This is a genomic window from Coprothermobacter platensis DSM 11748, from assembly GCF_000378005.1.
GTDB classification, from domain to species: domain Bacteria; phylum Coprothermobacterota; class Coprothermobacteria; order Coprothermobacterales; family Coprothermobacteraceae; genus Coprothermobacter; species Coprothermobacter platensis.
Genome location: NZ_KB899040.1, coordinates 1,252,795 through 1,265,901 on the forward strand (window position 1 = coordinate 1,252,795; position 13,107 = coordinate 1,265,901).

General features: G+C 40.1%; 11 protein-coding genes. All 11 read right to left on the reverse strand.

Annotation, left to right across the window (positions count from 1 at the left end):
• Positions 1 to 465: 465 nt before the first annotated feature.
• The 11 genes from D890_RS0106670 to agaC all read right to left on the reverse strand — a co-directional run bounded on the left by D890_RS0106670 (position 466) and on the right by agaC (position 13,105).
• On the reverse strand, positions 466 to 2,802 hold the full coding sequence (locus D890_RS0106670; protein ID WP_018963744.1) for a CRISPR-associated helicase/endonuclease Cas3: 2,337 nt from the start codon (positions 2,800 to 2,802) through the stop codon (positions 466 to 468).
• 28 nt (positions 2,803 to 2,830) lie between these two features.
• On the reverse strand, positions 2,831 to 4,027 hold the full coding sequence (locus D890_RS0106675) for an MBL fold metallo-hydrolase (protein WP_018963745.1): 1,197 nt from the start codon (positions 4,025 to 4,027) through the stop codon (positions 2,831 to 2,833).
• A gap of 55 nt (positions 4,028 to 4,082) precedes the next feature.
• Positions 4,083 to 4,265, reverse strand: a complete 183-nt coding sequence (locus D890_RS0106680; RefSeq protein WP_018963746.1) for a hypothetical protein — start codon at positions 4,263 to 4,265, stop codon at positions 4,083 to 4,085.
• A 148-nt stretch (positions 4,266 to 4,413) separates the two neighbouring features.
• The gene (gene cas5b, locus D890_RS07690) at positions 4,414 to 5,127 is read right to left on the reverse strand and encodes a type I-B CRISPR-associated protein Cas5b (protein WP_018963747.1); all 714 of its coding nucleotides are present in this window, start codon (positions 5,125 to 5,127) and stop codon (positions 4,414 to 4,416) included.
• Between the two features lie 8 nt (positions 5,128 to 5,135).
• Complete coding sequence (gene cas7b, locus D890_RS07695) at positions 5,136 to 6,194, reverse strand: type I-B CRISPR-associated protein Cas7/Csh2 (RefSeq protein ID WP_018963748.1); 1,059 nt, start codon at positions 6,192 to 6,194, stop codon at positions 5,136 to 5,138.
• A complete protein-coding gene (locus D890_RS0106695; RefSeq protein WP_018963749.1) occupies positions 6,187 to 8,079 on the reverse strand; it encodes a TIGR02556 family CRISPR-associated protein in 1,893 nt (630 codons plus the stop codon). Before D890_RS0106695 ends, cas7b begins: the two co-directional genes overlap by 8 nt.
• On the reverse strand, positions 8,079 to 8,867 hold the full coding sequence (gene cas6 / locus D890_RS0106700) for a CRISPR-associated endoribonuclease Cas6 (protein ID WP_018963750.1): 789 nt from the start codon (positions 8,865 to 8,867) through the stop codon (positions 8,079 to 8,081). The genes D890_RS0106695 and cas6 overlap by 1 nt, the downstream gene beginning before the upstream one ends.
• A gap of 912 nt (positions 8,868 to 9,779) precedes the next feature.
• Positions 9,780 to 10,940: an SIS domain-containing protein gene (locus D890_RS0106710; protein ID WP_018963752.1), complete on the reverse strand. Its 1,161-nt coding sequence runs from the start codon at positions 10,938 to 10,940 to the stop codon at positions 9,780 to 9,782.
• An 89-nt stretch (positions 10,941 to 11,029) separates the two neighbouring features.
• On the reverse strand, positions 11,030 to 11,467 hold the full coding sequence (locus D890_RS0106715) for a PTS sugar transporter subunit IIA (protein ID WP_018963753.1): 438 nt from the start codon (positions 11,465 to 11,467) through the stop codon (positions 11,030 to 11,032).
• Positions 11,467 to 12,306 carry a PTS galactosamine transporter subunit IID gene (agaD, locus tag D890_RS0106720; RefSeq protein ID WP_018963754.1) on the reverse strand — a complete coding sequence of 280 codons (840 nt, stop codon included), beginning with the start codon at positions 12,304 to 12,306 and terminating at the stop codon, positions 11,467 to 11,469. Before agaD ends, D890_RS0106715 begins: the two co-directional genes overlap by 1 nt.
• Positions 12,293 to 13,105, reverse strand: a complete 813-nt coding sequence (gene agaC / locus D890_RS0106725; RefSeq protein WP_018963755.1) for a PTS galactosamine transporter subunit IIC — start codon at positions 13,103 to 13,105, stop codon at positions 12,293 to 12,295. Before agaC ends, agaD begins: the two co-directional genes overlap by 14 nt.
• Between the last annotated feature and the right edge of the window lie 2 nt (positions 13,106 to 13,107).

Consider the following 13,107-nt stretch of genomic DNA (forward strand, 5'->3'; position numbering starts at 1 on the left):
GGTTTTAATTCCTTCAAGGTACTTTAGAAACTTTCCTTATTTCGTCTCTCATATACTCCACAGCTCCTGTTTTAATTCCTTCAAGGTACTTTAGAAACTGCAAGCCCTGCTGGGTGTTCCTACTTTTTATGCTTTCTTTATCACCGAAGTTTTTGCAAACTTGGCAATAACACTTTCACGCATTATAACATATTAAACATAGCAACCATACTACGTTGTTTAATGTTTTCATGAACATGTCGATCCCCCAGTGTTTTTGCACTATCGGGGGGCGACATGAGATTTACGAGAGAGCGATGGGGAAACCTACTCCTTTAGGGTTGGGAAGAATTGCGTAGGGTTGGATCGGCCCGAACTTAAGTCACTGGAGAGAAACCGCTGCACAGACATAGGGATTATTTCCTACATCTGTGCAAGCTTCATTCAATCAAGGAGGAAGCCTGTGCCTTTAGTCATGGGAGGAGATCACCGTGTGTTAGAGCTACCTTTCACTTTGTAGCCTGTCTTTGGGTCGTAGTAATCGCTTAGATTGCCTTTAGGCACGTATGGTAGCAAATCTGTTACTATAGGCTGGTTTTCCACATCAGCAGGGATAGATACTACGTACTGATACAGCTTTCTTTTCAGCTCTTCAAACTTGTGCTTTCTTTCAAATGGATTTTCTATGTTTCCAAGTTTTTCAGCTTCGCTCCATATTTCAGATGCTTCATCGTCTAATTCTACAAATACGTCTACTTGCGGGTGTTCATCTTTGATAACCTTAAATTCTTCTATGCCACTGTAATTAAGCTCCATTATGTCTTTATATATCCTGTCAGATACTGTGTCGGTGTCTTTACGTTGTTCAACTTTACAAAGATACTGCTCAAACAAACCGCTTATGTTTTCTTCTTCAATGGCTTTACCTTTCACTAACTCTTCTGTAAGATCGAGCAACGTCTTATCGTAAATGTATAAAGCGAAAGGCTTATTATTGTTAGCTTCGTCGGCGAAGTTGGTTGCAAACACCATGCCCTTTTCTCTTACAGCATTTCTGTTGCATCTGCCTGCTGACTGCACTAACGCTTCCAACGGTGCGAAATCTCTTACAACTACGTCAAAATCCAAGTCTACGCCTGCCTCTACTACCTGCGTAGATACCAGTATCCTAAAAGTACCGTTCTTAGCTTTTTCTATTACTTCACGCCTCTGTTTAGGCACAATATGTGTAGAAAGAAAACCTATCTGTTCTGAAGGGATTTTACTCTTTATCAGCTCATACATTGTTTCAGCTTCACGTATCGTATTCATAATGAACATGTAGGATTTGTCTGGTTCTATTGCAAACTGCTCTGCAAACTGCTCCATAGAACTTATACCTATGTATGTGCTTGCATCAAGCGTGTATCGGCTTTCTATGTCGTATTTGTTATTTACGAGGTTTACTCCTTCAAAGTAAAGCGGTTTGGTTGCAGTCATTACAATAGCATAAGAGTCTAATTCTTCTAATGTTTCATTGAGCATTTTGCTTGTCAGCTTCCAGTAGCCGAGCGGCAGTGCTTGTGCTTCATCCAGTATAATGATGCTGTTTGCAAGCTTGTTGTATTTCATAAGCATGGAGTTAGACCTTCCTATAAGCGTGTGCATCAACTGAACGAATGTGGTAACGATGTTACTGCTGTTCCAGCTATCTATCAGTATAGAAGATTTATTTACATCGTAGTCCTTTTCATCGGTCTTGTAGTAGACATCGCCAAGGTGGTGGTGCAGAAGTAACATGTCTGATGTGGGCTCTCTGCCGTACTGCGTTTTGATTAGGTTGCTGAACACATCTGCATTTTGTTCTATGATGTTTATAAACGGCACAGCATAGATTATCCTGTAAGGCTTGTTAAGAGTTGTCCTAATGCGGTTAGCCACTGCAAATGACGTAATGGTTTTACCAAGTCCCGTAGGCAGTGTGAGAAGCATCAATCTATGAGGCAGTCCTTGTTGTATCACTGTATCTATGTTACTCATCGCTTCTTTGTAAGCTTGCTCACGCAGATTGGAAAGAGGTCTTCTTGCTAAATTACCTTGATACTGTTCAATAGTATCTATGCTAACAGAATAGTCAGGTACGCTTACCATGCTACCTATCGTCGCATCCATCTTATCAGCTTCTATAAGTGCAGAGAACATCATGTTAGACAGCACGTAGTATGTTGGTTTTTCTTGGCTGTTTAGAGTATCTATTAAACAAGGTACCAAGCAAACTAAATCTTTTTCATTTGCTTGCCTATACCAATTTTTCAGTGTTTCTGTGCTTATTTTAGCAGGATACCAATTTTCTAAATGTATAGTTCTAAAAAGCTGTTCTAAACTGCTCTGAGAAATTGCATTAATTTGTTGCAAAACAACGCTCTCATAACAACTTTCCAAAACCTCTATGGCATTGTCTAAGTCTCCATGATGACTTTTTACTAGCACCACAGAAAGAGCTTCCAAAACAGTTCTTAAGTCATCTGGTATTTGTTCTTTGTCTAACATGTTTTTTACAATATAGAAACTAAACAGAGAAGATAAAGCAGAGTGGTACGTTATGTCGCCTTTCTTGCCTTTGAACAAATGCTCTTGAAAATGCGTTGTACACTTACCAAGATCATGCGTAAGCCCTATCAAATAGCCTGCCTTTATAACTGTATCTTTGTATGTATAGCTGTCAGGTATGCTTTCTTGCAGTATCTGTTTGGTGCCATTTGCAACGTTGAGCAAATGTTCCGCTAAGAGCTTTTGCGGATGAGAGTATAAATTGTTGGAAGCTGAATTATTTCTTTCTCCCACACTATGCACCTCCTAACTTTAACTTTCTTTAAGGCACTGAACTGACCAGGACTCCACTACTGTTCAGAAGTTTAGCAGGGTCTTTATCGTTGTTCCACATGTTCGCCTTCTTCCACATCAGTACAGATGGTGGATTGTTGTAAGCGTTTTTACCTGAAACAACCGTTACAGAAGCACCTTTTCTAAGGATGAAGCCTTGTGGAAAAGTAAACGTTTGATTGCCTTGCACACTGATAAGTTTCCACCCAGACATATCTACATCTGTTGTGCCGTTGTTCTTTATGACTACCTTTTCGCCTGCAAGGTCTTTGCTGACAATTTGCACTTTAACTGTAGATTTTGCAGGAGTTGACGGAGCTGGCTTTGTTACAGTAACTACCCATGGTTTGACATTCCACGTAACTGTTTTGCCATCGGAGTAGGCTACGATAGTCCCCTGCTTATCAGTGCGGAGTATCTGTGCTTTCGCACTTTGCAGTCTACTTATGGTTTCTGGAGTAGGATGCCCATAGCTGTTTGTCCCTACAGAGATGACAGCATATTTAGGTTCTATTGCATTTAGAAATGCAGTGGAAGTAGAATATTTTGAGCCATGATGACCAACCTGAAAAACTGTTTGAGGCTTTACTACACCAGCAGACAGCATATCATTCTCCGCTTTGGTTTCAGCATCGCCTGAAAATAGAAACGAAGTGCTACCATAGACAACGGACGTTACAGCAGACCAGTCGTTTATATCATCGGTTGAGTAAGCTTTTAGAGGGCTCCACATGGCAATCTTCACACTGGGATCAAGAGAGATGGTTACGCCTTTCTGTGCAGTTTTAATAGTTAATCCTTTAGCTTTTACAGCATTTAATACATCTAAGTAGCTTTGTGTGTTCTGAACTACTTTAGGCATATAAATAGAACCTATAGCAAAGGTTTTTATTACCTCATCTGCACCACCTATATGGTCACTGTCTAGGCAACTTAAAACAAGCGCATCTATCTTAGTTATTTTCTTACTTTTAAGATAGCTGATTACTGTGCTAACTGCTTTCTGCGGCCCGGCATCATAAAGCAAAGTTTTCCCATTCGGCAGTTGCACTAATACTGACAGCCCTTCTCCTACATTTATGTAGCTTACCGTAAGTTTTACAGCACCCCTGACAGGTGTAAAGGTAAGGAAACCGATGACCAATAAACCTGTGAGAAGAATGGAGATTATCTTCTTACTGTTCACTGCCAACCTCCTTTTCAAACAGCTCGTTCATGAGCTTTTCTGCCTGAGCTGTGCGTTACTGCGTTTTATTCTTATCAACTGCCCATAATACGTTAGGCGTTTCATATACATAGTCTTTTGCATGTACATCACTGTCGGAGAACATCTCTTTGTGCTGAACTATAACGTCTTTTGCAAGAGTTTCTACAACCGCAATTTCTCCTTCGGTTTCAAATCTGTCTACCATACCTTCACGCATTAACTTGAACTTCCTTTTCGCAGCCTATTACTGGCGTCACTATCTTCAAGGTACTTCAGAAGCCACACCGCTGTATGCCTCTACTTTCTATAATTTCTTTATCATCGAAGTTTTTGCAAGCTTAACAGTGCGAGTCAAACAGACATTATTATGTGCTTTTCACAATATTTTCGCTGGTAAGAAATTTTACTGGAACTTTACCTACAATGCTGTAACTGCCTTTCATAGGTATAGGTTTTGCATTCACGTCGTACGCTATGTCCATGTAGGATAGAGGTTTCTTATTTGCATCTAGGTAGAATGGTATGCGTTCTTTGCCTAATTTGTTACCATTTTCTCTTATCTTCTCTACGTCGATCGTCTTTGCAGGCACAATGCTGTCTACTACTGCAGAACCGTTGTTTTCTTCTATTTCATATTCACCTATAAACTTGAAGTTAGCTATCATTTCGCTCATACCAAGGTATGGAGTAAAAACTGTGCGGTGTTCGGAAAGCATTGTTACTAGCTGTTCTTTTATCTGCTGTGGCAGTTTTCTTACATAGATGCAGTAGTAGGGGTCTTTAATAATCTCAACAGGTATCTGTGTTCTGCCTTTGCCGAGTGCATTTTCTCCATCTATCGTTTTAATGTAGTTCAGCGTCATGTGCAGTGTCTTTTTAACATGTTTTAAGCTTACCGCAACTTCCATGTCTTTTAGCTCAGCGGCATATTTGCTTTTATCAATGCCTACAATAGCTCCTACAAGCCCCCTTACTGCTGTAGGTGGCGGAAAGGCATAAGACAGCACAGAAGAATTCGTGTAGAACTTTCTATATACTGCTAAGGGACCCCATAGGTCAAATACTACGGCTGTGTCCATAGCGAACCCTATCCTTCAAATGAGAAACTCTGCACCTCAAAGCCGTGTTCCTTAAGGATATCGCTTATAGGTTTTACCTCATCGCCGTATGCAGTGTTCAGTATCGGGTTCTGTTTCACTCTAATGAAGCGTATCTTGTCTGCATGCTCTTTCAGAACGTTAACAAGATCTGTAGTATCCAGCAGGTAATCTTTGGTATCTCTGATATCTTCATGCTTGAGTTCGGTTTTTACAGTGAGCATCCGTTCTAAGTCTCCTATGTGGTATGTTTCGTCGTTGTACACTACCTCTAAAAGTAGCATGGGAGACTGAGCTTTAGATGTGGTAAACAGCTCTTTTGTGCCACGCCACATTGCTTGGTACATTGTGTCTAAATCTTCAAGCGTCAAGCCGAAACCATCAGATTCTTTCGCTTTCTTTTCTAAGAATTCTCTGTTTTTCTCTGCTGTAATGCCGTTAACAACGCCTTCAAAACCGATTAAAGCGTAAGGCACTATCCACTTATCTGTAAACGTGCCTGCTTTTTTATTCTCACCTTTGGGCATCACAGTTGTTCCTTTAACATTTTGCAGCTTTACTGCATGCAAAGACCTACCAAAGCGGAACTGCACAGGACCTGTGAAGTTTAAGTTCTTTTCTTTTATTTCATTTTCTTCATCTGAATCAGTATCTTCATTTTCTTCTACCGCTTTATTTTTTGATTTGCCTTTTGGTTTGTCATTGTTTTCTTTCTCTTTATCTTTAATAGCAAATGTTGCTCCAAACAGCTTTAAATCTATGCAGTGTCTCATCGCTTCTATGGGACTGCTGTTAAAGCTTTGCCTCAAACGAGCCGCTTTGGTTATCCTTTTGCCTTCTTCGTCGGTTTCTTCATAGATGTATATCTCTTTGCCTAAAATGTCTTTCATGTAGTCTCTAACAGTGCGTTTTAACCTTACGTCAGTAACATACAGCTTGCCGCTTTCTTCGTCAAGTCTGGGTCTGTTCTCATCGTTAGGATCACCATTAGGGTTAGCATAAATCACATCGTAAAGGAACAGAATTTCTCTCCTGCCGATTTCACTCATTCTCCTTATCCTCCTTATCCTCTATTGTTTCATCGCTTTGGCTTAGACTTTTTAGCTTGCTCCCAACGTGTGAGCTTATATCGTACCCTTGATGGAAGCCGGCTACAAAGTAAAAGTTCATCTCCTGTACTGTTACATCAGGTTCTGTAACCTGCAAGAGGTACTCTGTAGCTTTGCCTAGTATTCTATTAGCACGGCGGAGCATCCATTTGTTTTTCTCTTCTACCGCTTTTCCATACTCAAACAGCTTGCTTTGCAGTTTACTGGTTAGCCCTTTGAAATCAGAGTAGTTCATCTTCAAGCCTTTAAGTTCATCTAAAAATGGTGCGTTACCATATCTGTTTTCCCCTAGTTGCACCATTGTAAAAATGTTTACGGCGGCTCCAAGTAGAAAGAGCCCTCTCTTGAGGGGGCTGCCGTACAAGTCAGCAAACTTCTCAAAGTAATCGTCAAACAGTTCATCCTTATTCATCCTTGTCGTCTCCTTTCCCCTTAACAGATTGAGCTTCTGTAAAAACATGATAAGCATTTCCGCTTCTTTCACAGTCGGTATAAAATAGGCGTTTTTCTCACCTGCTTGCATGCTGTGAAATTCTTCAATTATTTTGTTCATCACAAATCTAAACACAAAGGCGTTGTCCAGCGGCCTGCCTTCAAAGATACATCTGGTTACATTTAAGAAGTAGTTGTTTAAGCCCTTCGTTTTCTCACTGCCACTCTGGTACTTACCTTTTCTTGGAAAGAAATCCCTAACAAACAAGAAAGAGAAATCATGTATAGTAGGAAACATTTCTCTGTATATACTGTCCACAGCATCTTTGGCTTCGTATATCGTTCTCAGCCTTGAAGGATAAACATCTTGTATGAACATAACAATCTTTTCTGCAGCGTTCTTTATTTCCAAAAATAGGAAATTTACAGCTATAGTGTCACTTAAGGTGCCTAACTTGTATAGAACCATTTCTTCTTTTCTAACATGTTGCTGTAACTCTCTAACTTCTTCTTTATCTGAACTGTTCACAATTTTAAGGAACTCTTCTACTGCTTCATCGCTTACAAAAAACTGCGGTATGAGATGATACTTCAATCCCTGCACAAAAGTAAATTCAAGATTTTCTTTTATATATTCTTTCCCTCTTTCTATGTCATTAAGGCATTCTTCACACACTGGAAATGCATTGTAGATATTGTTCTCATCTAAATCGTAGAAGGGTCCACTTTTATCTTTATTAAAGAATTTGTAAGTCTTCTTTGTGGAGGGAAAGGCCAGCTTCACATCGCTTTTTCCACAAATGCTGCAAGTTCCTGTTAAAGTTTCATTTTCTTTGTTAGGTTCTTTATCAAGATTCAACAGCAACGTTTCAAAGATTTTCACAAACAGTGGGATATCTCTTGGGAACAGCGTTGTTTCTCCGTCGTTAAACGTAAGCGTTATAAAAAAGTTGTCACCTTTTTCTTTTTGTTGCAAATTATTTTGTATCTCTGAACGGATTTTATTTTCGTTCTTCAGCAGTTCTTCATATACTTTATTTAGGAAATGTTTTTCTTCTTCAGATAAATTTTTCAGTTCAAGTGTTTTCGTGAAATAACCAAGTATCTTAAGCCCGAATGTATCATTGTCTGTTTGGAAAGCACTGGGTGAAGGGTTAGAACTGTTTCCAAATCCACCGTTATACAAAAGTTTCTCTCCGTGTTCTGGACGCAAATCTACTAATATTACTTTGTTGTACAATACGTCGTTGCCTGTGATGTTGAAATTTATTTCTATTAGTTTCTGCTTTCCTTTAACCTTATGGTTGTAACAGCTTTGCACCATTTTACGGATTTTGTCATCGCCATACTGCTGGTTTTCTAAATGTCCCAGCATAGCTATGCTTTCTATCATTAAGTTACCGCCCCCTTACTTTCAACAGGGCTCCACACACCAAATCCCTGAGATGTGCTTGCCCCCAAACCGCAGTCGTAGGTTATCTTTATCAGTTCTGGGTTGCCTTGCAAAAGATAGTAACCCGTGTAACCTTCTATGACCTTGCCCTTGAAATACACTAATTTTTTATCCCTTATAATATTGAAATGCTTTGGTTCGATGCTTAAGTGCATATCATTGAACGCATTTTCGTGAATACTGTTGCCTAAAGCTACTTGTGTAGCAGCATATTTACTTTTAGCGTTTTCCTCTACCAGAATTTTAGCTTGAGAATCTACGGGTGCGTAGTAATGCGTAAAAACTTTGCCGTTTTTAGAGAAGGAGTCGTAAACAGTTAGTGGTGACTCCATCCTTATGGTTATTTTTTGCTTTGCTGGTGGATCTGGCATTATTTCGCACTGCGTCAAGAGTATGTTATTACCTCCGAGCCTTATTTCCTCTTTGGTAAAAGCATTCTGCACGAAATCCTCTACAAGAGGCAGAAGAGAACTGCTAAAGTAAAATGTCATAGTTTTATCAAAGCTAATTTCTCGCTTTTCCTTGTTCACTTTACCATGTTCCAATATGCGTGAGTAAGAGAAGAGCTTTAGTTTTTTGTTTCCATACGGGAAACCATCTATGTAGATAAGGCGTGCCGTTTCTGGCGTAAACATTTGATAAACCAATTTATGTATGCTGTACAAGTACTGCAATGGTAACGTTATAGGCTTGCCATCTAAAGAAATAAACTGCACCTTAATGCGCATACTGTCTAGTCCTTCTTTGTCACAGTCTATTCGCGTATCAATCTGTCAACAGGCTCTCGCATGAGCAAATGCAGTCCATCCGCAGTAAAGTCTTTTATACCAGTCCCACTTATAACAACATTATCTTTTAACATAATCGCATTATTTCATAGAAAGCATGATCTATAGATGGAACTAATCTGTAAATGTTCGCGGCTTGGCTTACGTATTGCTGTACTGTTTGCCGAAATGTCCTCCCCGTATTCTGCCTTTGTTGTCTTGCCATAATGCCCCCATTTCTATTCCATAATCATATTGTTATTTAATGATAATATATGCTAGTACAAAAAACATCTAATTATAGGACGAACAATCCGGCAGTATTTTAAAAGGAAGACTATGCTTAGATGTTTATCACGAATGTGTGGTCATTTAAGTACCTTTAATCAGAGAAGAAAGTTTGTTCCTACTATATAATGCAGGCGGACTCTTCCCATACCTAAAGGCGTTCACTAAACAGTATATCCCCCATCGAATCACTATGGCTAAAGAGAGTTAAGACTCATTAACAAAATAGAACACGAGAAATTTCTATAGGAGATTCTTCTCAGCGTAGTAAATAAGACACAATTACATCTCGGTAGACTCCTCACTGAATTTACCTGCGATTTCTAGTAATGTTTTTGTTATGTAATATGTTCTCATACTTGTAGTTCCGTACTTACGAAGTTTTCGAAACATGGAAAATCCTCCTGAACATGTAAAAAGGTTAAAGTAAAGCCTAACAAAAGAACTGAAGCAGAAAGGCAAACTGCCGATTCTCGTAGCCACAAAGAGCACTATAGGAAACGAAAAAGAGCCCAAGAATAGTAGTGCATTTCACCTACAGCTCAGGCTCTTAATTTCTAAAGATGTATGTATTCTTTCTTATTGTTATAAGTCGTATATGCGAACGCCTTTTACAACCCTGTTGACATGCCCTTCAGGATTGGGATTATCAGGCGTTATACCCAATTGGAGCGATTTGAAAATACCAAGTAGCTGGGCGTAGATAATGTAAACTGGGGTGAGAAAAGCTGCATCTACATCGGAAAAATCATTTTTTAGGCAAAAGGCATAATCCAAACCGCTTAATGTTTTGTTGTAAGGGAAGAAACCTACGAGTTTCCGCTCGCCACCATCAGCAATCACTTCGTTTATCAAATCCATTTCATAACGTTGCGTATATGGATCGGTAGAAACAAAGAAGCCAAGTAAAGTAGAGTCATTGATGACAGATTTTGGTCCATGCCTAAAACCAAGGAAGCTATTGGAATTGGTATTCACTACACCATGGGTAAGCTCCAGCGTCTTTAGTGCAGCTTCAGTGGCGCACCCTTTTAGGCAACCGCTCCCAAGATAAACAAGGCGATTATAATCGTTGTTTGCTATTTCTTGAATAGCTGAAACATCTTCTGATAATATCCTTTTAGCTTCTTGAGATAGCTTTGCAAAAAGCGATTCCCATCTTTCTATATCCTTTATGTGTGGAAGCATGATTTCTGCCAAAAGCATGGATGTGAAGCTGCTGGTCATAGCAAAACCCAAATCGTTCGTAGCTTCTGGCATCAAAATGTTTAGAGAGTTTTCTTCGTGAGCTGCTTCTTTAAAGAGTTGTCCGCTGGGATTACAGGTGATGTTTAGAAAATGGACATTATCAATGAGCTCTTTGGCTAACTTAATCGTAGCAACACTTTCTGGGCTATCACCAGAACGTGCATGAGATATGATTAATGTTTCTCTGTCTTTAAACAAATAATCTTTAGGTGCTGACACAATGTCAGTAGTGTCTATAGCCTCTATGTTAAGACCCAATGCCCTTCTCAGGTAGCCAGCGCTACTGTAGCCAACAAAGGCAGAAGTACCAGCTCCAGTTAAGATGATGCGTATGTGTTTGTTTGAGAACAATGGTGTTAGGAAGTCACATATGTTTTGTTTCTCACCCTTAAGCGTTTCAAACAGTTTTAACCAAACATCCGGTTGTTGGTTTATTTCGCGTGCCGTGTTATACCCGCCTTTATCTTGGAAAAAACGCTCATCATGACCGAGTAACATCAATAACCCCTTCTTTCCATTAGTACTTTTTGCTGGGGGTAAGCAGTCTTCACAAAGAGAAGAAAGACTGCTTACCCCATAAAATGGAGTTATATCCCTTCAGAAAAATCCTGATTTGTGTTGATACTGTTTGTGTTTACCTTTTTGAAACGGATAGTAAAGTTCTTGCTTACATCCACAATAAAATCAGCCAAATCGCTTAATGAATGCTCTTCTCTGCCCATGAAAGCTTCCATTATGGACCCAATGTTGCATCCGGCTACGACTTCTATTTTGTCTGTTTCATTAGCAAGCTGAGCAGCTACCTTATAAGGAGTGCCTCCTAACAGATCGCAAATGAACAATACTTCTGCATCCTTACGTTCACTAAGGATTTTAGAAAACTTTTCTTTCAGCGTAACATCGCTGTCTGTCTCTTCAAAATCGACAAAATAGAGATCATCACCTGCCCCAAGGAGCATATCCAAAGAAGACTTAACACCTGCAGCGAACTTCCCATGACCAGTTACAATGAATACTTTGCTCACTACAACACCCCAATAGCCGAAAGAAGGATGGCGAGCCCTAAAGTGAGAAGAATCAGGACCACAGGGCTAACGTGTTTGTTCTTCAGAAGGTAGTACATGAGAAGCACATAACCCAGAGGCAGAATGTTAGGGAATATCTTATCGAAGAAGTCTGTCTGCAGTGATACGGTTTTGGCTTCATTGATGGGTATCTGGAGCGCCAACTGGATATGCACATAGGAAGCGATCAAGCCGCCGATGACAGTGATACCCAATATGGTTGCTACTCTGGAAACAGCTTGCGCTGTATTCCTTATAAGCTCTATGGCTCTCGTTCCCAGATTGTAACCCAGATGAGTTAGAGGAACCCTTAATAAGAAAATAGATAAGTATACGGCAAAGAATAAAATCGGGCCGAGCAAACTTCCTTCCAGAGCGAAAGAAGAACTTATACCAACTACGATGGGCAATATGGTGAACCAAAACAATGCATCACCTATGCCTGCTAAAGGACCAAAAAGAGCTACTTTAAGTCCCTTAATAACATTCCTGTCCATGTGCTTTTCTTCCATGGAAAGTAGCAAGCCCATAAGGAAACCAGCAAAGTTTGGGTGCGTATTGATGAATTCGAGGTTATCTTTCATTGCTTCAGATAAGGCTTGCTTATCATCTTTGTAAATCTTTTGCAAGAAAGGTAATTGCGCCATGGTAAAGCCAGAAGCTTGCATACGTTCGTAGTTAAAGCCAGCTTGCAAGAATGAAGAATAAAAAGCCAGCTTTGTTATATCACTTTTAGTCAAAACCTGTTCAGGCTCTTTGGATTCGGGTTCTTTGTTTTGAGGATCGTTAAATTCCTTCATTTTCTTCGCCTCCCTCACCTGGAGTCATGGAAACGTTTGATGACATAGCAGCATTTGATTTGTTCCTCTGTATATTGAAATACTCATATATGGCCAAAGCCGCACCGATAACAGCAACAGGCAGTATGTTGGAGAATGGTATGAAAGAAGCAATCCAGAAACCGATAATCAAGAACGGCGTGTACTCCACATTGAACATAACGCCCATGAGCATCGCGAATCCTACAGCGGGCAAAATACCTCCGGCTACACTAAGACCGTGTGTTAACCATGCTGGCATAGATTGTACAAGTGCTCTCATGGCATCTTGAGCCACATAAACACTTAAGAAGACTACTACACCGTAGGTTACAGCCACAATCGCCGTCATTAACAAATTCAACCTTATGAACGCTTTAGTGTTTGCTTCAGCAGCATATCTGTCTGCCATAGGCATAAAGAAGGAAAATACTGAATAATACAACAAGATGATATACTGCATAAGCAAACTGAAAGGCAGAGCCAAACCCAAAGCAGCCTGCGGTGTTACGCCAACGGTATGGGCAATTACAACCCCCATTATACCCGCGAGAATAGGGTTAGGCGGTTGCGTTCCTCCGGCAGGCGTGAGACCGGCAAATGCCAGTTCTGTTAGACCGCCCACAATTAATCCCGTTTGTAAGTCTCCCAAAATGAGACCAGCAAGAGTACAGACAATAATGGGCCTGAAAATGAAGAGCGCTTCAAGCCAAAAATCCACACCTACGATTACAGCAAGGATAGCCAAGGCTATACCTTGCCCGAGCGTGATGCTGATCATGT